Annotated in this window: 21 protein-coding genes and 1 riboswitch; of the genes, 11 read left to right on the top strand and 10 right to left on the bottom strand. The window is 39.8% G+C overall.

Annotated features, from left to right (window positions below; all coding sequences use genetic code 11):
- Positions 1–55: 55 nt before the first annotated feature.
- On the top strand, positions 56–433 hold the full coding sequence (locus tag I2F62_RS12050; RefSeq protein WP_324627225.1) for an IS630 transposase-related protein: 378 nt from the start codon (positions 56–58) through the stop codon (positions 431–433).
- On the top strand, positions 430–978 hold the full coding sequence (locus I2F62_RS12045; protein WP_324627242.1) for an IS630 family transposase: 549 nt from the start codon (positions 430–432) through the stop codon (positions 976–978). Before I2F62_RS12050 ends, I2F62_RS12045 begins: the two co-directional genes overlap by 4 nt.
- A 328-nt stretch (positions 979–1306) precedes the next feature.
- Here I2F62_RS12045 and I2F62_RS12040 read toward each other — a convergent pair whose 3' ends face one another.
- Together I2F62_RS12040 and xerD are read right to left on the bottom strand one after the other, a co-directional pair.
- Positions 1307–2122 carry a DsbC family protein gene (locus tag I2F62_RS12040; protein WP_324627241.1) on the bottom strand — a complete coding sequence of 272 codons (816 nt, stop codon included), beginning with the start codon at positions 2120–2122 and terminating at the stop codon, positions 1307–1309.
- Between the two features lie 121 nt (positions 2123–2243).
- On the bottom strand, positions 2244–3164 hold the full coding sequence (gene xerD / locus I2F62_RS12035) for a site-specific tyrosine recombinase XerD (RefSeq protein WP_324627240.1): 921 nt from the start codon (positions 3162–3164) through the stop codon (positions 2244–2246).
- Between the two features lie 157 nt (positions 3165–3321).
- On the opposite strand from xerD, the gene I2F62_RS12030 reads away from it, so the two are divergent.
- From I2F62_RS12030 to ftsW, 5 genes are all read left to right on the top strand, one after another.
- Positions 3322–3582, top strand: a complete 261-nt coding sequence (locus I2F62_RS12030; protein ID WP_324627239.1) for a FeoA family protein — start codon at positions 3322–3324, stop codon at positions 3580–3582.
- A complete protein-coding gene (gene feoB, locus I2F62_RS12025; RefSeq protein ID WP_324627238.1) occupies positions 3579–5432 on the top strand; it encodes a ferrous iron transport protein B in 1854 nt (617 codons plus the stop codon). Before I2F62_RS12030 ends, feoB begins: the two co-directional genes overlap by 4 nt.
- Before the next feature lie 18 nt (positions 5433–5450).
- Complete coding sequence (locus I2F62_RS12020) at positions 5451–5702, top strand: DUF6587 family protein (protein ID WP_324627237.1); 252 nt, start codon at positions 5451–5453, stop codon at positions 5700–5702.
- 156 nt (positions 5703–5858) lie between these two features.
- Positions 5859–7205, top strand: coding sequence for a UDP-N-acetylmuramoyl-L-alanine--D-glutamate ligase (gene murD, locus I2F62_RS12015; protein WP_324627236.1), 1347 nt, complete (start codon positions 5859–5861; stop codon positions 7203–7205).
- 26 nt (positions 7206–7231) lie between these two features.
- Positions 7232–8428 (top strand): putative lipid II flippase FtsW, encoded by a 1197-nt coding sequence (gene ftsW, locus I2F62_RS12010; protein ID WP_324627235.1) that lies wholly within the window; start codon positions 7232–7234, stop codon positions 8426–8428.
- Positions 8429–8499: 71 nt separating this feature from the next.
- Here the strand turns inward: ftsW and gluQRS are convergent, their stop codons facing one another.
- The 6 genes from gluQRS to I2F62_RS11980 form a co-directional block, all read right to left on the bottom strand.
- On the bottom strand, positions 8500–9396 hold the full coding sequence (gluQRS, locus tag I2F62_RS12005; protein ID WP_324627243.1) for a tRNA glutamyl-Q(34) synthetase GluQRS: 897 nt from the start codon (positions 9394–9396) through the stop codon (positions 8500–8502).
- A gap of 39 nt (positions 9397–9435) precedes the next feature.
- Positions 9436–9939: an RNA polymerase-binding protein DksA gene (gene dksA / locus I2F62_RS12000; RefSeq protein WP_324627234.1), complete on the bottom strand. Its 504-nt coding sequence runs from the start codon at positions 9937–9939 to the stop codon at positions 9436–9438.
- A 210-nt stretch (positions 9940–10149) separates the two neighbouring features.
- Positions 10150–10947, bottom strand: a complete 798-nt coding sequence (locus I2F62_RS11995) for a metallophosphoesterase (protein ID WP_324627233.1) — start codon at positions 10945–10947, stop codon at positions 10150–10152.
- A 3-nt stretch (positions 10948–10950) separates the two neighbouring features.
- Positions 10951–11601 carry an NUDIX domain-containing protein gene (locus tag I2F62_RS11990; RefSeq protein ID WP_324627232.1) on the bottom strand — a complete coding sequence of 217 codons (651 nt, stop codon included), beginning with the start codon at positions 11599–11601 and terminating at the stop codon, positions 10951–10953.
- A 79-nt stretch (positions 11602–11680) separates the two neighbouring features.
- A complete protein-coding gene (gene thiC / locus I2F62_RS11985; RefSeq protein WP_324627231.1) occupies positions 11681–13576 on the bottom strand; it encodes a phosphomethylpyrimidine synthase ThiC in 1896 nt (631 codons plus the stop codon).
- A 90-nt stretch (positions 13577–13666) separates the two neighbouring features.
- Positions 13667–13788: riboswitch (TPP riboswitch) on the bottom strand.
- A 79-nt stretch (positions 13789–13867) separates the two neighbouring features.
- Positions 13868–14965 carry a hypothetical protein gene (locus tag I2F62_RS11980; RefSeq protein WP_324627230.1) on the bottom strand — a complete coding sequence of 366 codons (1098 nt, stop codon included), beginning with the start codon at positions 14963–14965 and terminating at the stop codon, positions 13868–13870.
- A gap of 276 nt (positions 14966–15241) precedes the next feature.
- Here I2F62_RS11980 and I2F62_RS11975 point away from each other — a divergent pair, with 276 nt between their 5' ends.
- From I2F62_RS11975 to I2F62_RS11960, 4 genes are all read left to right on the top strand, one after another.
- On the top strand, positions 15242–15592 hold the full coding sequence (locus I2F62_RS11975) for a lysozyme inhibitor LprI family protein (RefSeq protein WP_324627229.1): 351 nt from the start codon (positions 15242–15244) through the stop codon (positions 15590–15592).
- 905 nt (positions 15593–16497) lie between these two features.
- Positions 16498–17721 carry a hypothetical protein gene (locus I2F62_RS11970; protein WP_324627228.1) on the top strand — a complete coding sequence of 408 codons (1224 nt, stop codon included), beginning with the start codon at positions 16498–16500 and terminating at the stop codon, positions 17719–17721.
- Positions 17722–17962: 241 nt separating this feature from the next.
- Entirely contained in the window at positions 17963–18904 is a 942-nt protein-coding gene (locus I2F62_RS11965) for a YagK/YfjJ domain-containing protein (RefSeq protein WP_324627227.1), read from the top strand.
- 70 nt (positions 18905–18974) lie between these two features.
- Positions 18975–19841, top strand: coding sequence for a hypothetical protein (locus I2F62_RS11960; protein WP_324627226.1), 867 nt, complete (start codon positions 18975–18977; stop codon positions 19839–19841).
- A 253-nt stretch (positions 19842–20094) separates the two neighbouring features.
- Here the strand turns inward: I2F62_RS11960 and I2F62_RS11955 are convergent, their stop codons facing one another.
- Positions 20095–20643: an IS630 family transposase gene (locus tag I2F62_RS11955; RefSeq protein ID WP_324627242.1), complete on the bottom strand. Its 549-nt coding sequence runs from the start codon at positions 20641–20643 to the stop codon at positions 20095–20097.
- Positions 20640–21017 (bottom strand): IS630 transposase-related protein, encoded by a 378-nt coding sequence (locus I2F62_RS11950; protein ID WP_324627225.1) that lies wholly within the window; start codon positions 21015–21017, stop codon positions 20640–20642. The genes I2F62_RS11955 and I2F62_RS11950 overlap by 4 nt, the downstream gene beginning before the upstream one ends.
- Between the last annotated feature and the right edge of the window lie 55 nt (positions 21018–21072).

Below are 21072 nucleotides of genomic sequence, written 5' to 3'. Positions count from 1 at the left end.
TATAGCTAAAAATATAAAGTTTGCTACACTATAAAAAAACCTACTAGCTACTGTTATGCCTAAGCCATATTCCAATGATCTTCGCCACAAAGCTCTGAACTACTACAAAGAATGCCAGAATAAATCTAAAACTTGTACCATTTTTAAGATCGCAAGAACCACTCTAGATCTATGGATCAAACTTGAAAAGCATCAGGGAAATGCAAATAGACCTCATCCCGACAAAGCAGGTCGACCCTATAAAATTAAAGACTTACAAGCGTTCAAAAGCTTTGTTGAAACAACAGCATTTTCACAGGCTAAAGATCTAGTGCCATTATTCGAACAAACATTTGGTTATTGCATCAGCTATGCAAATATCTTATTTGCTTTAAAAAAGCTGGGGTGGAGTCATAAAAAAAGAGTTTTCTCTACAGACAATCCTGCAAAATAGGACGGGCAGTATTCCAATGGTTTCTCCCACAATGGAAACAGCAATATGGTGAAGAACACATTTTATATATGGATGAATCTGGCATAAATAGCAATGAAGTTGCAGATTATGGTTGGTCTGAGAAAGGAAAACGTTGTCATGCAATAAAATCAGGTGGGCATGGAACTAGACTGAGTATGATCAGTGCTGTTTGCTCAAATGCAGCTTTTAAATTCATTGCACCCTTCATCTTTCAGGGTTCATGTGATCGCAGCACTTTTGCTGGATGGCTTGAATATTTACTCAAAGGTTTACCCAAAGATAAAAGTGGTCAGCACCAAAAGCACCTATTAATTTTAGACAACGCTTCGATTCACAAAGGTAAAGAAATTGATGAATTGGCTACTCAATACAATGCCAGACTCATGTATTTACCCACTTATAGCCCTGATTTTAATCCAATTGAAAAAGCATGGTCGGTTTTAAAAAGAAAAGTACGAAATATTGTCAGTCAAAAACATAAAAATGTTATCGAAGCTTTAGATATAGCATTTAATGAAATGTAGTAAACTTTTTTAATCTAGCTATAATAGTTGATTGGGCTGATTTTCTGCTGAGTTTGCAGCGCCATTCTCGATTGGCGCGGAATCAGCAGCGCGATGCTTTTTCAGGTAGCTTGAGGCGCTATAGACAATAGATAAGAAAATCAGCGCAATAATGAACCCATTAGAATTTGCCTTGTTATTTTTGTTGCGAGAATTAAATGACATAACTGCCTTAAAAGAATAATTTTTATATTATTGTATTTTATATTAATTTTAACAAAATAGCAGTATTAGATTGATCTTTGTTGGGCAAAGAAGGTGCAGACTGAACTCTGCACCTTCTGTGAAATTATTTCGCTAAACGCTGCTCAATTTCATCGGCGCTTAAATAGCCGCCTAAATATTTGCCATCTTCTGAATAAATAGCAGGTGTGCCATTCACGCCAATATTCATACCTAATTGGTACTGGTCTTTAACTGGGCTGTTACATTGTGTGCTTGGCAGTTGCTGACCTTGCACCACAGCCGTGAACGCGGCTTTACGGTCGGCGCTACACCAAATCGCTTCCATGGCAGGGAAGAATTGGTCGCCACGTGGCCAAGCAATGTAACGCACTTCAATGCCTTTGGCGTTAATTTCTGGCAGATGCTCGTGCAGTTTATGGCAATACGGGCAATTGGCATCGGTAAACACATAAATTACATGTTTGGTTTTGCCTTGTGAGGGATAAACAATTAAATCTTTGGGGTTTAGCGCAGCAAGCAGTTTTTTGTTTTCACCCGCTTGTAGGTTTTCACTGACGTTATAAAGCTGTTTATCGCCCAAACGTAACACATCACCTTGAATAATATATTGGCCATCTGCGGTGGTATAAACCGATGGCATGCCTTGTAAATTCACCCAATAGATGTTTGGAATTTCTGTACTTTTGATATCTACAATTTTAACGTTGATATTGGCTTTTTGTAGTTTACTTTGTAGGTTGTCAATTAAACGTTGTTTTGCATTGCGCTCTAAAATTGGCGAAGCTTGTCCTGTTGCAGGCGCAGTGGCTGTCAGGGTGTTGTCGGTTTTTTGTTGGTTATTATCTTGAGAACAGGCACTTAACAAGGTGCTTGCGGCAACAAGGGTGGCCACTGCAAGAGAAGAAGAGCGAAGAAACATAGAGAACCCTTATAAGGCTTAATCAAAACAAAGAAGAAGCATAACAAAAATCGCTTGCTGCTTCGTGAATTTTCATTACATCATGTCAACTTTCTGATAAAACCACTCATCGGTTGCGGGCTTAAGCGCGAGGATGATGCTGTGCATATAAGGCTTGCATTCGTGCTTGTGCCACATGCGTATAAATTTGTGTTGTCGATAAATCGCTGTGTCCAAGTAACATTTGGACGACCCGTAAATCTGCGCCGTGGTTTAACAGATGGGTTGCAAAGGCATGTCGCAGGGTATGCGGTGACAGATCGCTGTCAATTCCAGCGATGAGTGCATAGCGTTTAATGGCATACCAAAAGTTTTGTCGACTCATCAGCCCGCCATGTTGGGTTAAAAAAATATAATCGCTACTGCTCTTAAATAATAACGGCCGAGATTCAGTTAAATAACGTTGTAGCCATTCAGTCGACATGTGTCCTAAGGGTACCAAGCGTTCTTTATTGCCTTTACCCAAAATACGTAAATAACCTTGGTTTAAGTTCAGCATGTCTAAACGTAAATTGAGCAATTCAGTCACACGTAAACCGCAGGCATACAGCACTTCAAGCATGCAGCGGTCGCGTAGACCTAAGGCAGTATCGGTATTGGGCGCATGAATGAGCGCTTCCACCTGTTCTTCAGAGATATCTTTAGGCAGTGCCCGACCCAATTTTGGAGTTTTGTGCTGCGCTAAAGGATTGTCAGTTCGCAGTTTTTGTTCGCGTAAAAATTTAAAAAACGAGCGCAGCGCAGACATACATCTTGCAATAGAGCGCGGGCTCTTGCCTTGTTGGGTGAGCAAAATCAGCACATCGGAAATATCGGTTTCATGCCACTCGGTTAACGGTTTTTTAATATTTTGACTACACTGAATAAGGTCGGAAAGATAGGCATTTCTGGTATGTGGACTCACCGTTTGTGAGACCAAAAAGTCGCGATAACTGAGCAAAAAACTTAAATGTTTAGGGATTTGAACAGGTGCAGGAATTCGAGGTTTTTTATTGGTCTGCATGATCAACCGATCTATTGCCGAAACATTGCACTTTAATTTAAAACAGCCCTAAAGTCGATTTTTAGCATGCAACCATTCGTGCGATTCGCTTTTAATCGCCATGTAAACTATTATCATTATAGTCTATAATGAGCAAAAAATTTTCGGATGCAATGCTGTGCTGTTATCAGAATTAAAGGTTAAGCAGGCTGCTGTTATAACCAAAGTAAACCAAAAAACAACCGAACAGGGCACACCAGACACGGTCGCAAGCCGACTTGAAACGTTAGGCTTTATTCCCGGCGCGCTTATTAAAGTGGTCGCCAAAGGTATTTTTGGTGGAGACCCGATTTTAATTCAGATTGGATTCACACGCTTTGCATTAAGAAAAGCAGAAGCAGAAAAAATTGAAATTACACTTGAAGGAACTCAAGCATGAGTGAAGCATTAAGAGTCGCTCTGGTTGGTAACCCAAACTGTGGTAAAACCTCTATTTTTAACCAACTTACAGGAACTCGGCAAAAGGTCGGGAACTATGCAGGCGTAACGGTTGAACGTAAAGTGGGCTTGTTTCAGTTGCCATCTGGACGTGATGTACGCGTACTAGATTTGCCAGGAACCTATAGTTTAAATGCGACCAGCCCAGACGAAGCCGTCACGCGCGATGTCTGTTTAGGTAAAATTGAATCAGAGCGTCAGCAAGATGTGTTGTTGTGTATTGTCGATGCCACCAATTTACGTTTGCATTTGGGTTTAGTGCTTGAGCTGATCGAGCTAGGTAAACCGATGCTGATTGTCTTGAATATGATGGATGAAGCACGCCGTCGCGGTATTCAAATTAATGCGCAGCGTCTATCTGAACGCTTAGGCGTTGCCGTGGTGGAAACGGTCGCCAAAAGCAGTGCCGGTGTTAGTAACTTGTTGGGTGCACTTGAGGCAGACAATTTTAGCGTACCAGCAACTGAACTGACCGGTTTGGTGGGCGATCATCATCAAAAAATTAACGACATTTTAAAAGATGTGGTGGTGTTTAACGAGCAAGAAGATAAACGCACCGAATTCTTAGATCGTATTTTGCTGCATCCCGTGTTGGGCTTTGTGGTTTTAACCGTTTTAATGTTTGTGGTGTTCCAGGCGGTTTTTACTTGGGCCGCACCGTTTCAGGATGCCATTGAAGCTGGTTTTGCTTGGCTTGGTGAGCAAATAGGAAACTTCATTTCAGAACCATTGCTGCACAGTTTGGTGGTCGATGGTGTTATTGCTGGCGCAAGTAGCGTACTGGTGTTTTTACCGCAAATTCTATTTTTATTTTTCTTCATTTTATTCTTGGAAGAAACCGGTTATTTACCCCGCGCAGCATTCTTGTTAGACAAATTAATGTACAAAGCCGGCTTAAGTGGTCGCGCATTTATTCCGTTATTGTCCAGTTTTGCCTGTGCTGTTCCCGGCATTATGGCAACACGAACCATTAATGATCCACGCGATCGTTTAACCACGATTTTTGTTGCGCCATTAATGACTTGTTCGGCACGACTACCGGTTTACGCTTTGCTCATTTCGGCATTTATTCCCAGCAAAACCATTTGGGGCATCTTTAACTTACAAGGTTTGGTGCTGTTTGCTTTATATATGGCGGGGATTGTGAGTGCGTTAATTGTGGCATTTATCTTAAAGTTCTTCCAAAAAGATAAATCTGCGCATACGTTGCTGATGGAATTGCCAAGTTACCGCTTCCCGAACATGAAAAGTATTGCGATTGGTTTGATGGACCGCGCTAAAATCTTTATGAAACGCGTGGCGGGTATTATTTTTGCCTTGTCAGTCTTGTTATGGTTCTTATGTTCTTTCCCGCAAGCACCAGACCACGCCACACTGCCAGCAATTGATTATGGTTTTGCCGGGCGCATTGGACATTTCATGCAACCGTTATTTGCCCCAGTTGGCTTTAATTGGCAAATCTGTATTGCATTAATTCCGGGTATGGCGGCACGTGAGGTTATGGTTGCCGCTTTAGGTACCGTATATGCGTTATCTGCTGCCAATGACGATGCAATGGCCCAAGGCTTAACCCATTTAATTACTGCACCGGGTAGCGGTTGGAGTATTGCAACAGGCTTATCACTTTTAGTATGGTATATTTATGCACCGCATTGTTTGGCAACCCTTGCCACTGTGCGCCGTGAAACAGGCTCTTGGAAAATGGTTGCGTGGGTGACGACGTATCTATTTGGTTTAGCTTATTTCACTGCATTTTTAACCTATCAAATTGCATCTCATTATTTGGGATAAATGCAAGAGGAGGTCAAGATGGTCACTTATTTAATCATTGCCGCTTTGGTGATTTGGAGTGCACTTTATGTCTTTAAAAAAGTGTTTCCACAAACGGCATTTAAATGTTTTTCAAGCCTTGCCGATTTTGCCCAAGCACAAGGTCAAAACAAACTGGCTCAATGGTTACGCCCTGCAATGCCAATGGGGTGTGGCGGCGGTTGTGGATGTAGTACCGATGCCCCTGCCAAAAAAGTAAAGGTTGAAACACAAGCGGTAAAGTGGAAATAAATGTCCTCTCGCTTCGACCTAAAAGACTGCCCATTTTTGGGCAGTTTTTATTGCAATATACAAAAAAAAGCAGATAAGCCTATACAGAGCAAAGTATTCCGAAATGCAAAGTGCTAACATTTGCCAAGTTTAAAAATAAAATGCGATGGGGCAAACATGTTAATACAACGTGGTGGTTTAAAGGTTGTGGTCGGATTAGGTATATCCGGCGTTTCGGCAGTTAATTTTTTAGCTGAACACGGCTATCAGGTCGCGGTGACTGACTCTCGCGAAACACCTCCCGGACATGACCAAATTCCAAGCCATGTACCCACGCATTTTGGACAAATAGATACCGATTTACTGTTAAGCGCAGAAGAAATTATTTTAAGCCCCGGACTTGCGCCGCAGTTGCCTGAAATTCAAGCAGCGATTGCACAAGGCATTCCGGTTATTAGCGATATTCAATTGTTACGCCGCGCCACAGACGTGCCGATTGTGGCCATTACCGGTTCTAATGCCAAAAGTACCGTAACCACATTATTTGGCTTAATGGCAGAACATGCGGGCAAAAAAGTTGCTGTTGGTGGCAACTTAGGTCGTCCCGCGCTAGATTTGCTTCAAGATCAACCTGAATTACTGGTGCTTGAATTATCAAGCTTCCAATTAGAAACCACCTCACATTTAAATGCGGCCGTTGCGGTTGTGTTAAACATGAGTGAAGATCATTTAGACCGTCATGGCGATATGATGGGCTATCATCAAGCCAAACATCGTATTTTCCAAGGGGTTAAAAAAGTCGTTTTTAATCGCGATGATGGTTTGACTCGTCCTTTTGTACCCGATGCAACACCCATGCAAAGTTTTGGTTTAAATGCACCGGACATGAATCAATATGGAATTTTAAAAGACCTTGATGGCACAATTTGGCTAGCACGCGGGCGTGAGCGCTTACTTAAAAGTTCTGACATGTACATTCAAGGCACCCACAATGTGGCCAATGCGCTGGCTTGTTTGGCATTGGGCGAAGCCATCGGTTTGCCATTGCCAAGTATGCTCGACACCTTAAAAACATTTAAAGGCTTAGAACACCGCTGTGAATATGTCGACAGCATTGCCGATGTGCGTTATTACAATGACTCTAAAGGCACCAACATTGGCGCGACTTTGGCCGCCATTGATGGCCTTGGTCGTGCCATTGAAGCACAGCAGGGTAAAGTGGCTGTCATTTTAGGTGGGCAGGGCAAAGGGCAAGATTTTAAAGCCTTGGCTGCATCGGTTTCACAATACGTGAAATGTGCCGTATTAATTGGTGAAGATGCCAACTTAATTGAGCAGGCATTGGCGGGAACAACCACGTTATATCATGCCCAAAGCTTACAAGAAGCTGTGGCGCTGTGTCAGCAAGAAACCCACGCGCATGATGTGGTGTTACTGTCACCGGCCTGTGCAAGTTTTGATATGTTTAAAGGCTATGCCGATCGTGGAAACCAATTTGTTGCCTGTGTGCATGCATTGGCATAACAGCAGAATCGTGAAGGAAAAGTGATATGGCAGGTCTTGCACATACAACAGGACATAAAATACAAGCGTTATTACAGCGTATTTTACCCAAGTTACCTGCAGAAATTACGCCACGGAATGTGCTAATTTTTTGCGTTTTATCATTGCTGATGATTGGGACCATCATGGTTGGCTCGGCCTCGATGCCCTATGCAGATGCCAAACAGCATGATCCGTTTTATTTTTTAGAACGGCATGCCATTTCAATTGTAGTTGCAATTATTGTGGCGTTTATAACCTCCAGATTCTCGTTAGAATATTGGTTTAGAAATACCTTTTTGTTTTGGTTAATTACCATTGGCTTATTGTTTGTTGCTTTGTTTGTCGGCACCGAAGTCAATGGTTCAACCCGTTGGATTCGATTGGCAGGATTTACCTTACAGCCAACCGAAGTGGCCAAAGTCATGATGGCGATTTTCACCGCAGATTATGTGGTACGCCGTGCCCACGAAGTTCGTAATAGTTGGATGGGTTTGGCGCGTTTAGGCGGTGTAATGACCATTACTGTTGGGCTGATTTTGGCAGAACCCGACTTAGGGGCGACCGTGGTTATTGTCATGATGATGTTTGGCATCTTCTTTTTAGCTGGCGCACCGGCCATTCAATTCTTGTTTTATATCGGTGCGATTGCGATCGCCTTGGTGTTCTTAATTTTATTTGAACCTTACCGATTAGAACGCGCGGTTTCTTTTTGGAATCCATGGGCAGACCCGTTGGGCTCAGGTTATCAGCTTTCCAACGCATTAATGGCATTTGGGCGTGGAGAATGGTTTGGTGTTGGACTTGGACACAGTATGCAAAAGATGTCTTATTTGCCTGAAGCACATACCGACTTTATGTTGGCCATTTTAGGCGAAGAATTCGGCTTTATGGGTATTGCAACGGTGTTATCCTTAGAGTTTATTATGTTGGCTTGCTGTGTGTATATTGGGCATCGCGCGTTAAAAAATAATTACTTGCGCGCAGGCTATTTATCTTACGGCATTAGCATGATTTTCTTAATGCAGATTTTGGTGAATGCCGGCATGAATATGGGTATGTTACCCACCAAAGGATTAACGCTGCCGTTTATTAGTTATGGCGGAACATCGTTAATGATGTGTGCGGTGATGATTACGCTGGTACTGAAAATTGATGCCACCACGCAACAATCTAATCCAGATAAAGAACTTCCGAATTTTTAAATGCGTTGCTAAAAATAAAAAAACCACGCTTTCATGCGTGGTTTTTTATGCCAGATGCTTAGATTTTCCGATTATTGATAGCTGCCTAAAAGCTGTGTCTGATTGGGAATACGGCATACATCCCATTGTGTGATGGCTTGTTGTAACATCTGTTTGGGGGTGTCTAAATCGACAGGGGCTTGCTTGAGCGCAAGCAACGCTTGTTGCAACAAGTGCGGCGCGTGTTGAATGTCTAAAGCCTGCGCCATATTTTGTTTAGAGAGCTTTTGCCCTTGGTCATTCATCGCCAACGGTAAGTGCATATAATTGAGCTTTGGATAGCCCAAAACCTGTGCTAACCAAATTTGCCGCTGGGTGTTATCGAGCAAATCTGCACCGCGTACCACATCGGTAATGCCTTGTAGATAATCATCGACCACGACGGCCAATTGGTAATTGATAATGCCATCGCGGCGTTTCAGTACAAAATCGCCCAAATCTTGTTTTAAGTTGGAACAATGCTGCCCTTGTAGGCGATCGTTAAAACAAATCGGTTGATCAATCACTTTTAAACGAATGGCTTGATCTTGAAAAGGCAGTTGTAAATGACGACAGGTTTCCTGATAAATGGCATTGGAACCCAGCATTTTACGGGTACATTGGCAGGCATAAACCCAATCTTGGGCTTTAAGTTGCTCTATGACGTGCTGGTAAATATCGAGGCGATCTTTTTGAAAAATAATCTCTGCATCTGGTTCAAAACCAAAGGCATCAATACAGCGTAAAATGTGCTGTTCGCTGTGCGGAAAAATACGAGGAATGTCGGTATCTTCAATGCGAACCAACCATTCGCCGTGTTGCGACTTGGCATCGCAATAGCTGGCCACCGCAGTCAGCAACGAACCAAAATGCAAAGGGCCGGTTGGCGATGGCGCAAACCGACCCTTATAAGCATAAGCTTGTGGCAAAACAGAATTTTGCTGTTGCATTTGGGTGGGATTTGACGTCACCACGCAGCTCACCCAAATTTAGCCTTTGTTCTGCTTCTCTTTGATTTCTGCTAATGTTTTGCAGTCGATACAAAGGGTTGCCGTCGGACGCGCTTCTAAACGGCGTAAACCGATTTCGATACCACACGTTTCACAAAAACCGTAGTCATCATTTTTAATTGCTTCTAAAGATTGTTCAATCTTACGAATCAATTTACGCTCGCGGTCGCGCGTACGCAGTTCAATTGCAAATTCTTCTTCTTGCGTTGCACGGTCGTTTACATCGGGCAAAGCAGTTGATTCATCTTGCATGTTGTTCAGCGTACGATCAACTTCAGACATGAGGTCAGCTTTCCAAGCTTGTAGAATTTTGCTGAAATGTTCAAGCTGACCGTCAGACATGTAATCTTCGTCTTTTTTCGGCTGATAGGGTGCAATGCCAAATAAACTTGCAGTTGAACTGTTATCTGGATGTGCCTTAGCCGATTTTGCAGTCTTCACATTTTTCTCATCTAAAACGTGGTTTAGGTTGTCATTCGCCATAATAGGGCATTCCTCATCATATACGTCGAAATCTACGTAATCGCTATGGTGATATGCAAGTTGTTTTTATTTTACCCCTAAGGGTAATTTGCCATTTAAAGGGTGGTCATCATAAAGACTTTTCGCATATTTTAATAGTCTTTTTTGTGAAACATTGTGGATCACTTTTCATGAGCAGTTAAAGTAATCTAAATGAACAAAAATGAAAAGTTAATAACCTGAAATTAATTGATTTATTTTAGGCAACAATGCAGGAACGCGGTAAATTTGAGATGCAAGATGCCCATCTTTGCCTAATGTTAAACAACGATAGCCGGGGGCTGCCTCCAAATCTAAAGCAAAATCTTGACTGAGTGGCTTAAATTGAACCGATGTAGATGGCACGGCTAAAATCTGTAAATGTTCGATGACTTGAGAAAAATCTTGATGCACATGACCATGGATAATGGCTTTAACTTGAGGATAGCGCAGCACAATCTCTAATAGTTGCTGAGGGTTTTTAAGCCGATGTTGGTCAAGCCAGAATGATGCCATTTGGATGGGATTGTGGTGACATGCCAAGATAATGTCACGTTCTTTAAACTGATCTAACCATTCGGTGAGTTGGGCCAGTTGTTGTTCATCAATATAACCATCGGTGTGTCCAGTCACGGCGCTGGTTATTAAAATAACCACCCAATTGCCCAATTCGATGTAACTGATACGCGATGTTTGATGATAAGGGAATATCTGCAGATCATCATGGTTGCCCGCCACTTGAAAAAAAGGAATATTCAAGCTGTGCATGTAGTCAAGATAACGCTGATAAGTGGCGGTCGTTGCTTCTTGAGCCACATCGCCAGTATGTAAAATCGCATCAATTTTTGGATGTGTGGCCACAATATGTTGAATTAGACCATGAAACGTCTGTTCTGGATTCATCCCGACAAAAGCTTGTTCGGGATGTTCCATCAGATGCGTGTCACTGATTTGAATAATCGTGTATTCTGGTTCTAATAAAAAGGCCATGTGTCACCCGTGCATCGTTTTTTGAGTCGACAATAGAGAAGGGCTATTGAAGGCAATCTGTTGTTGTAGCCATTGCAACGCCATAATGACCGGTGCATTTGCCAATCGTTGTTGCTGAAAAAGCAGGGTAATATCGGCATAATTAAACAGATGCAGCTGAATATTCTCACCTTCATCGGCAAGACCAAAAATACCGCCGTGTTCTGGTAAGGTTACATCGGCAACGTACAGATGAAACAGCTCTGAGCATGCACCGGCAGATGGATAAAAACTAAATAAATGTTGTATTTCTTGCAATTCACAACCAGCTTCTTCTAAAGTTTCGCGGCGAATACAGCATTCAGGCGATTCATTACCATCTAACACCCCTGCAATAATTTCAAGTTGCCATGGCGATTGTGGGTCATCAATTGCGCCCACACGAAATTGTTCAATCAGGGCAAATTTTTGTTGTTGTGAACTATAGAGTAAAACCCCTGCGGCAGTTTTACGTTGAATCAATTCGCGTTCTATGACGCGTGTATAGTTATTTTGCTCAAATAAACGATGGCGAAAACTTATTTTTTCCAGTTGGGTAAAGCCTTGGTATAAAGATTCACGCTGTTCAATGTTGAAATCTGCAGGCGTATAACTTGCGTGCTTTAATATCGTCATAATCGTTTAAGAAAGGATGAAATGTTTACATTTCATCCTAACTGAGAATTTGATCTAGGCAAATACTTTTTAAACTTATTTACAGCTTATGATAAAGTTTTTGCCCTTGTTGTTGATAGACCACATTCATTTGCTGCATGCCTTGTTCAACTTCTTGAATTTGATTATTTAATTGCTGCGCGCTTTTATGGTTTTTTGCATAATCTCTCACGTTTTGAGTGATTTTCATCGAGCAGAATTTAGGGCCACACATCGAGCAAAAATGCGCTGATTTATGTGCCTCTTTGGGCAAGGTTTCATCGTGCATGCTGCGTGCGGTGTCGGGGTCTAAACTTAAGTTAAATTGATCGTCCCAACGAAATTCAAATCGTGCTTTCGACAGTGCATTGTCGCGCACTTGCGCACCGGGATGACCTTTGGCAAGGTCGGCTGCATGGGCGGCAATTTTGTAGGTAATAATACCGTCTTTCACGTCTTTTTTATTCGGTAAACCTAAATGCTCTTTCGGCGTAACATAGCAGAGCATCGCTGTGCCATACCAACCAATCATGGCGGCGCCAATCGCTGAAGTAATATGGTCATAACCCGGTGCAATATCGGTGGTGAGTGGGCCAAGGGTATAAAAAGGCGCTTCCTTACAAACCTCAAGTTGCAAGTCCATATTTTCTTTAATCATGTGCATTGGCACATGTCCGGGGCCTTCAATCATGACTTGCACATCATGTTGCCATGCACGATGGGTTAGTTCACCTAAAGTGCGTAATTCACCAAATTGCGCTGCATCATTGGCATCTTGAATACAACCCGGACGCAAGCCATCGCCTAAACTAAATGAGACATCGTAAGCTTTCATGATTTCGCAAATTTCATCGAAATGGGTGTATAAAAAGTTTTCTTGATGATGTGCCAAACACCACTGCGCCATAATTGACCCCCCGCGCGAGACAATACCGGTTAAGCGATTTGCCGTGAGCGGAACATAGCGCAATAACACGCCTGCATGAATGGTAAAATAATCCACGCCTTGCTCGGCTTGCTCAATTAAAGTGTCTTTAAAAATTTCCCATGTTAGGTCTTCTGCCACACCATCGACTTTCTCGAGTGCTTGATAAATGGGTACTGTGCCAATTGGAACAGGTGAATTACGAATAATCCATTCGCGGGTTTCATGAATATTTTTGCCGGTCGATAAATCCATGATGGTGTCTGCACCCCAACGGGTTGCCCACGTCATTTTCGCCACTTCTTCATCAATGCTTGAACCGAGGGCCGAGTTGCCAATATTGGCATTAATCTTCACCAAAAAATTACGCCCAATAATCATCGGTTCAATTTCAGGATGATTAATATTAGCCGGAATAATTGCGCGACCAGCAGCAACTTCCTGACGTACAAATTCTGGGGTAATTTCAGTTAAATTTTTCGCACCAAAATTTTGCCCTGCGTGTTGGCGCATGTCGATATCATGACGTTGGCGCTGATTTTCACGAATGGCGATATATTCCATTTCTGGGGTGATAATGCCTTGTTTGGCATAGTGCATTTGGGTGACATTTTGGCCTTTTTTGGCACGGCGCGGTTTTTGAATGTGGGCAAAACGGATATTTGCAGTGCGAATATCTTTCAGGCGTTCTTGTCCAAAGTTTGAACTTAAGCTGTCGAGAATATCGGTGTCTTCACGTTCTTGAATCCATGTTTGGCGAACATGTGGTAGACCTTGGTTTAAATCGATGTTGATTGCTGGGTCGGTATACGCACCTGAAGTGTCATAGACCATCACTGGTGGATTTTTCTCACCGCCTAATCCTGTTGGGGTGTCGGTCAGTTCAATTTGCCGCATCGGCACTTGGATATCTGGGCGTGAGCCTTGAATATAGACTTTACTGGATGCTGGTAAAATTCGGGTCAGATCTTTAGCATCTTGTTCATGTTGTGCCGATAGATCGGCAGGGGAAAGATTCGTTAATTGGTTCATGACATGATCCTTATGAAAAACACTAACGAATCAAGCAACCAAAAACGATGGCAACGGTTTCTATGCCATAGAACGACACAGAGAGCATAAGTTTTTTGATAACTTGATTCCTACGCAGGTCTTAACCTGATCAGGTTCAACGGTACTCGTAATCAAATTCTTGGAATTTATACGATCTCAGCGAGGTGTTACTCGCGCTCCGTCAAGCATGTCGTCATAGTAGCATAATTTTGCAGCACTGCACTGTTTAATGCTGAACAGGATTCGGGGAATTTAACCTTGTGGCTGGCGTTAATATTGCGTGGGGCCAATCAAACTATTGGTGACTTTGCCAGTGTGGGTAATACAAATGGCATCAATTAAGCAATCGCGCGCAATATGGGTTCCATCTAAGGCCAGTGGGTCAAACAGTCGCATATACAGGTCTAATTGTCGATTGGTTTTAATCATACGACTTTGCTCGGAACGCTGTTCGGCGGGACTCAGCTCATAGGGAATTTGTTGGTCGCGTTGGCTTGTGGTTAATGTGGTAAATTCTAAGAATTTTTGCGCCTGTTTCCCCAACGCTGAAGGCGACTGTTGGGCTAATAATTTAATTTCATTTAATGCTTCAGGATAAATATCACTTTCATTTAAGTAGCTGGTCGACACTGGAAAATTACGCGTGCCGTGGAATAAAAATTGTGAATATTTAAATTTTAAGCGCTGTGCATCATCAATAAAGCTACTATTGGGATAATGCTGAATATAATCTTGCCAAAATTGAGCACGGCGTGAAATTTCACTCCAAGATAAATCTAAATTGCCATTGGAAATAATCGACAACTGATTTTGTTGGGCTAAATTTTCAATAAAAACGCGTTCCGCTTCGGGTAACGATGGCGCAAATAACTTGAGCAGATAATTTGGCTGACGGCGGTAAATAATGGTGCCATCGCCAATATCATACAATTCATAAAAGGCTTCGCCCTGATGCTCAATTAAATAACGATCTCGCGGATTAAAATTGGCCAAATAATTTTGCCGAAAGGCCGGATTAATGCTGTTGTTAATGGCGTATTGCTCAAAGGCAGCTTGTTGCTCTGGGGTTCGGTTGGTGGCTAAAAAGCGCTGATACATATTGGTTGTGGCATAAATCAGTTGTTTTTTATCTTCAAAACTCAGCTGAGGTAAACAGTGCTGAATATTTTGATTAATTTTTTCTAATGCCGCGAGATCACTTTGATTATTAATTTTTTGAATTTGTGTATTTAAATCATCACACAGCGACACCGTTGTAGTTTTAGGCGCAGAGGCTTGTTCTTGAATGGTAGGCTTTGACTGTTGGCGGCATCCACAAATGACGAGGAGCAGCCCAGAAAAAAACAAACACGCAAATTTTAACCGCATAAATAAATGCACCGACTTAAATCAATACAGTGAATAACTTGAAGGAGCTGATTATGCCAAATTTGAACTTAAAAAGTTGTTGTAGTGTTGCAAGTTTGAGTGAGGGAAATTTAAGCATTGTATGGTTTTGATGATACGGTTTCGGTTTTTTATTCATCTTTGGCTAGGTTTTTCCAAACCTAGAACTGAATGGCATTGATGGTATCGTTAGTTTAAAATTCTGCATTGGTTGATACTTGTCGTCAGTACGACAACCACGATACGGAACAACGAATCATGAAGAAATTACTATTACTTGCAACTGCCATTTGCAGTGTGAATGTTTGGGCGGATTGCGCAAGCCTGACTACAACGGATGAAGTGGGTTTTTGCTACTCAAAGCAAGTTTCATCTTTAAAGAAGCAACTTAATCAAACCTACATGCAAGTTTACAAGCAGACTGAAGCCAAAAAAGAATTAGATGATGCGCAAAAAGCTTGGCTTAATTACAAGGAAAAACAGTGTGGTAATTTTACTGTCGCAGATGCAGGCATGAATTCAGGTCAGGTGGTCTATGACTTGGCCTGCCAATCTGACTTAATTAAATATCGAATTAAATTCCTGAAAACCCTGCTTCCTCGCAGCTAAGTAACCGCGATCCTAGCTTAGCGCGCTATGATGACCATAGCGTTAGCTTAGCCACGCTTCAGTGCATGAGCAGATTCCAGTAGATTGAAAAGCACACGGCATTACCCAACAAAAAAGCTCAATCCATTTAGAATTAAGCCTTTCGTTACTGCATCTTGGTGCATTTTTTGCAATTTGGCGGGAAGGTGGGAGTCACATTATTAATTTAAAATATTGAAATATAAATACATTGATATGGCGTGTTTTTATTTTTACCCCCAATTATACCCCCAGATAAGTTAGAGTACTTCAGTTTATTTGAATTCATTTATTAATAAATGATTAAAGGTTTTATTCTGGCGATGCTGGTTATCCAAGTTCTTGATATAAATTAGCAACACTTACACTGATTGTTGGTTTGGATTAGAAAAGATCTAGACGTAAGCATTTTACTGTCATCAGAGAGGGCATACAAGTAAATTGCCTATTTGTATTTTAGGTCCTGATTAATATCGGGCCATTAAAAAGAATCTACATTAAATTGTATAAGAAAAATGAGATAAATATAAATTAGTTAAGTTTTTCTAAATTTAGTTTAAGACAGAATAGTCCCATCAAAAACAATCTGCATGGGTAATCTTGAAATCAGTGGGTAGTGATTTTTAATGATAGATGAAGAAGAAAAAAATGATTGAATTGTTCTATCTGTATATTTTGAGATTTTATTAAATATTAATGGTTATCACTTATTTTTGTAATTTATTTCATTTAATAATTTCTTTTGTTATTTATATATTTTATAAAAGTTGAAAGTATAAAATACAACACAATTATTTATATTAAATTAAATACAAACTTATATGTTTAAACATGTAATTTTTTGTTTTATAGTACGTTATTTTTAAGAGAAATTAGGCTTGAAAGCTATGAGTTCAGCGGAAATTAATTATGTATTTGATGAGTTGATAAGTAAATATCAGCAACTTAGTAATTCTGATAGTAATCATCTAATAGAATATTTACAGAAAATAAAAAACAAAGAGCATTTTATTGCTGATATTTTTCGCTCAAAAGGAGTGATGTTACAAAATTCAAAGTTACAAGAGGGCATAGATTTTAGTCAGCTTGAAAATGAATATATTCCAGTTTTTAAATTCAGACCAACAACCTTGGCAAAGAAATGGTTTCCTTACGAAGTTATTTTTGAATCTTTTGATGTTAATAAAGAAGATGGGTTTGATAGATCCGAATTATCTATAGAATTGGTAGAATTTTTAAGAATAATTGATAAATATGTGAGAGAGGTAGGAGCTAATTTTGCGAATGGAAAAGCTTCAATCAGTGACATTTTATTATTCGAAGCTATTGATAAAAGGATTGGTCAACTTAAAGTTGAAGACTTATCTTTAACCGAACTTCAGTTGGTTGAGAAAATTTTATGTGTGTTTATTGAAGAATTAGAAAAACCAATAATTAAAAAGCATTTGCAATACGAACGAGCTAGATTCAATAAAAAAATACGTGAATATAAATCTTATATCCAGAATCTTTTAAATAATTTTGGTGATTTATATGCTGTATCAATAAATTTTTGGTGGGATGGGCATATCCATCATATGGATAGCCAGAAAAATAATCAAAAGAAACAATTTTTTAATAATTTAAGGTCTTATCCTGATTTCGAAGCAATCAAAGGTCATGTCGGTTTATGGGAATATAGTGATGAAAAAGGATTATATTTCAGATGTATATTTTTTTGTGCTAATAGTAAAAAGTACAATAAGGATTCTCTGATAGAAGCGCTACTAAGGTGCTGGGAGCAAGCTTTTGCGCTAAAAAGTAATGGACGTTTAACGGGTAAAGTAATTTATTCAGCAGAGTTATCGCCTTTAGCTTATACAAAATCTAAATCATTAAATCAGCCAATTACCCTTTTAAGCAAAAATAATAAAGTTTTGCTTGAGGATTTTTACAATATAGTTTTGAATTATATAACTATTTCTGAAAAGTACTATTATCCACTTCAATTGCAAATGGAACTTTTAGTTTTAAGTTCAGTATTGAAGCAGGGAGAAAATGAAGATTTTATATTGAAAAAATATGGGCCATCGAGATCTTTTAGAGGTCATCTGAGAAAACCTAAAAATTAACTTTAGCTTTACTCTGTTAAGTTAATTCATGTGTTCTATGCTCAGTCGATCTAGTCGATTCGCTGTTAAGTCATAGATGGGGCTTAGCGGGTTATTAAAGTTATTATATCTAATATTAATTATATAATTATCAATATTTTATTTTGTTATTGATTGATTATTTACTCATATATACGGGTAAATAATTAAAAAATTACAGACATGCCTGTGATATGAATCCTAACATGATGACTATCACAACATGAATTTGACTACACCGATTTGGAATGAATCTAATCTTTGTATTGCGATTGAAGACTTTGTTTATAGCGTTTGTTTTGAACAGATGAGTGAACAACAGTTCAAACATTCACTCAGTACATTATATGAAGCCTTTCAGCACTTCTATTCAGCACAGCTTCACTACGCTGTATCTATTCAATATTTTATTCAGTGTAAGCATTTGATTGATCATTTTCTAAATGGTCAACCTACATCACAGATTTTAAATTTTAACAATCAGCAAGTTTCAATCCTATGCTGTGTACTCTATCAATATCAAAATGAATATTGGAAAGAACAAGCTTGTTTTATCCAACAAGAACAGCAGAATCGAAATTCACTGTATCAGTATCTGACTAAACTCATGACCCATTATTCTAAACTTTTATTTGTACGTGTTGATTTGGGTTATCTCGAAGCACAACAGGTTTATGTAGGTATTCAAGATGTTCAACAGCATATGGATATTTTAAGAAATCGTATAGCAAATCAAGATGGATGTTTCATGGGGCTGAGAGGGTATGCATGGGCATTAGAGCAAGGGGTAGATAAAGGCTATCATTGTCATTTATTGCTGATCTATGATCCATCTAAACGTCAGAAAGACTGGTATCTCGCTGATCAGGTTTGGCAAATGTGGAATAGTATTACTGGTAATATCGGCGTGCACTATAATTGTAATACCACCAATCATAAGCAAAGGTTTATGCGGAATAATCGCTTAGGTGTGGGGCCTATTCGATGCAGTCATCCCGTGGAAGCCAGTAATGCATTGAATGCGGCTATGTATCTGGTCAATCCTGAAAAATATGCACAGCATTTACGAGTAAAGATCCCGCATATGCGCAGCTTTGGAACAGGTCAATTTGAAGTATATTGGCGTAGAGGTGTTGCACAAACTTTGCAGCAATGTGAATTCTAAATTAATTCACCATTAAAAAGTTACGGCACTCCTAAGTCTATGAAATAAATAGCTTAGGATGTGTTTTACCATGACGACTTACAACGAATCTCAAATATTTTGTGAAATTGAAAACTTTATTCAAGCAATCTTAGCTAATCAAATCAATGTTGATCAATTCAAACAGCAGATCATTCCCTTGATCAAGAAATCTAGACGTTTTTTTGTTGATGGGAATAATTACATTGCAGCAATCATTGTGTTTAAGTTACTTGAGCAGATTATCTTTAAAGCCAGTGCGTTTAAGTTCTATGATTCTATTCAAGACTTACCTGATCACGTGGTGGAAGGTTTTATAAAATACCTACAAGATCAAGCCGGGTTGATTGAAGCGGATTATCAAGCTGATCAGAAGCAGCATAAGACCGAGGTGAATAAGGCTGAACGCTTTCTATTGGAATGTATACAACAACAAGATCAATTGACCATCTTTCCCATTTATTTAGGTATAAAACCTGAAGTGCTATCAGTGATTCGCTTATATGATCTAGATCTTTACCTCAGTGCTTTTCTAAAGTTAATTCAATCCAGAGATACTGAGCTGTTTCGTTTAATTCATTCGGTGCTATGGCAGATCAAACATGATCCAGAGCAGGGTTACTATATTCAGTTATTCTTTATCTACGCTGGACAGGCACAAGCTGTCACTCTAACGGATCATGCACGTAGAATCGGTGAGCAATGGTTGGATATAACCAATGGCTATGGAGCCGTTTCATTTGAAGAGCATGATTTAAAAGGTATCCCAATAAATTGTTTGGATGACAAACAGATTCAACACGCTTTGCAAGCTGTAAAAACCCGTTTAAACAACCATGCTAGAAATCATTATTTAAGAGTGACAAGACATCGTAGAAAAACCTTTGATTGCCAGCGGATAGGTCTGAGTTCGGTTTAAAGACAGTGGAATATGTTGTTCCAACTTGTATTGATGGGTGGTCTTATGGGAATAAAGATTATTCCCATAAGACACAGAAGCGAAAATAAAGCTGGATTATTACTCATGTCTAAAAATTATAGGTATAAGACAAACCATCATCGGTGCTAATGGTCACCTCACGCACATTTTCAGCTGAGCAACCGAGATAGACTTGAGCAACCGAACTGTAATGCATATTTTTATAATCATATAGCTAGATTAAAAAAGTTTACTACATTTCATTAAATGCTATATCTAAAGCTTCGATAACATTTTTATGTTTTTGACTGACAATATTTCGTACTTTTCTTTTTAAAACCGACCATGCTTTTTCAATTGGATTAAAATCAGGGCTATAAGTGGGTAAATACATGAGTCTGGCATTGTATTGAGTAGCCAATTCATCAATTTCTTTACCTTTGTGAATCGAAGCGTTGTCTAAAATTAATAGGTGCTTTTGGTGCTGACCACTTTTATCTTTGGGTAAACCTTTGAGTAAATATTCAAGCCATCCAGCAAAAGTGCTGCGATCACATGAACCCTGAAAGATGAAGGGTGCAATGAATTTAAAAGCTGCATTTGAGCAAACAGCACTGATCATACTCAGTCTAGTTCCATGCCCACCTGATTTTATTGCATGACAACGTTTTCCTTTCTCAGACCAACCATAATCTGCAACTTCATTGCTATTTATGCCAGATTCATCCATATATAAAATGTGTTCTTCACCATATTGCTGTTTCCATTGTGGGAGAAACCATTGGAATACTGCCCGTCCTATTTTGCAGGATTGTCTGTAGAGAAAACTCTTTTTTTATGACTCCACCCCAGCTTTTTTAAAGCAAATAAGATATTTGCATAGCTGATGCAATAACCAAATGTTTGTTCGAATAATGGCACTAGATCTTTAGCCTGTGAAAATGCTGTTGTTTCAACAAAGCTTTTGAACGCTTGTAAGTCTTTAATTTTATAGGGTCGACCTGCTTTGTCGGGATGAGGTCTATTTGCATTTCCCTGATGCTTTTCAAGTTTGATCCATAGATCTAGAGTGGTTCTTGCGATCTTAAAAATGGTACAAGTTTTAGATTTATTCTGGCATTCTTTGTAGTAGTTCAGAGCTTTGTGGCGAAGATCATTGGAATATGGCTTAGGCATAACAGTAGCTAGTAGGTTTTTTTATAGTGTAGCAAACTTTATATTTTTAGCTATA

The sequence above is a fragment of the Acinetobacter sp. MD2(2019) genome (assembly GCF_035615615.1).
Lineage (GTDB): Bacteria > Pseudomonadota > Gammaproteobacteria > Pseudomonadales > Moraxellaceae > Acinetobacter.
This window is presented reverse-complemented; position numbering and strand designations above follow the sequence as displayed.

What these genes read in the sequence shown, in the direction of transcription:
- I2F62_RS11990 (WP_324627232.1), bottom strand. Translation starts at nt 11,601, where the DNA reads ATGACGATATTAAAGCACGCAAGTTATACGCCTGCAGATTTCAACATT.
- feoB (WP_324627238.1), top strand. Translation starts at nt 3,579, where the DNA reads ATGAGTGAAGCATTAAGAGTCGCTCTGGTTGGTAACCCAAACTGTGGT.
- gluQRS (WP_324627243.1), bottom strand. Translation starts at nt 9,396, where the DNA reads ATGCAACAGCAAAATTCTGTTTTGCCACAAGCTTATGCTTATAAGGGT.
- dksA (WP_324627234.1), bottom strand. Translation starts at nt 9,939, where the DNA reads ATGGCGAATGACAACCTAAACCACGTTTTAGATGAGAAAAATGTGAAG.
- thiC (WP_324627231.1), bottom strand. Translation starts at nt 13,576, where the DNA reads ATGAACCAATTAACGAATCTTTCCCCTGCCGATCTATCGGCACAACAT.
- I2F62_RS12040 (WP_324627241.1), bottom strand. Translation starts at nt 2,122, where the DNA reads ATGTTTCTTCGCTCTTCTTCTCTTGCAGTGGCCACCCTTGTTGCCGCA.
- murD (WP_324627236.1), top strand. Translation starts at nt 5,859, where the DNA reads ATGTTAATACAACGTGGTGGTTTAAAGGTTGTGGTCGGATTAGGTATA.
- I2F62_RS12020 (WP_324627237.1), top strand. Translation starts at nt 5,451, where the DNA reads ATGGTCACTTATTTAATCATTGCCGCTTTGGTGATTTGGAGTGCACTT.
- I2F62_RS11965 (WP_324627227.1), top strand. Translation starts at nt 17,963, where the DNA reads ATGAATTTGACTACACCGATTTGGAATGAATCTAATCTTTGTATTGCG.
- I2F62_RS11960 (WP_324627226.1), top strand. Translation starts at nt 18,975, where the DNA reads ATGACGACTTACAACGAATCTCAAATATTTTGTGAAATTGAAAACTTT.
- I2F62_RS12050 (WP_324627225.1), top strand. Translation starts at nt 56, where the DNA reads ATGCCTAAGCCATATTCCAATGATCTTCGCCACAAAGCTCTGAACTAC.
- I2F62_RS11995 (WP_324627233.1), bottom strand. Translation starts at nt 10,947, where the DNA reads ATGGCCTTTTTATTAGAACCAGAATACACGATTATTCAAATCAGTGAC.
- I2F62_RS11950 (WP_324627225.1), bottom strand. Translation starts at nt 21,017, where the DNA reads ATGCCTAAGCCATATTCCAATGATCTTCGCCACAAAGCTCTGAACTAC.
- xerD (WP_324627240.1), bottom strand. Translation starts at nt 3,164, where the DNA reads ATGCAGACCAATAAAAAACCTCGAATTCCTGCACCTGTTCAAATCCCT.
- I2F62_RS11980 (WP_324627230.1), bottom strand. Translation starts at nt 14,965, where the DNA reads ATGCGGTTAAAATTTGCGTGTTTGTTTTTTTCTGGGCTGCTCCTCGTC.
- I2F62_RS11970 (WP_324627228.1), top strand. Translation starts at nt 16,498, where the DNA reads ATGAGTTCAGCGGAAATTAATTATGTATTTGATGAGTTGATAAGTAAA.
- ftsW (WP_324627235.1), top strand. Translation starts at nt 7,232, where the DNA reads ATGGCAGGTCTTGCACATACAACAGGACATAAAATACAAGCGTTATTA.
- I2F62_RS11975 (WP_324627229.1), top strand. Translation starts at nt 15,242, where the DNA reads ATGAAGAAATTACTATTACTTGCAACTGCCATTTGCAGTGTGAATGTT.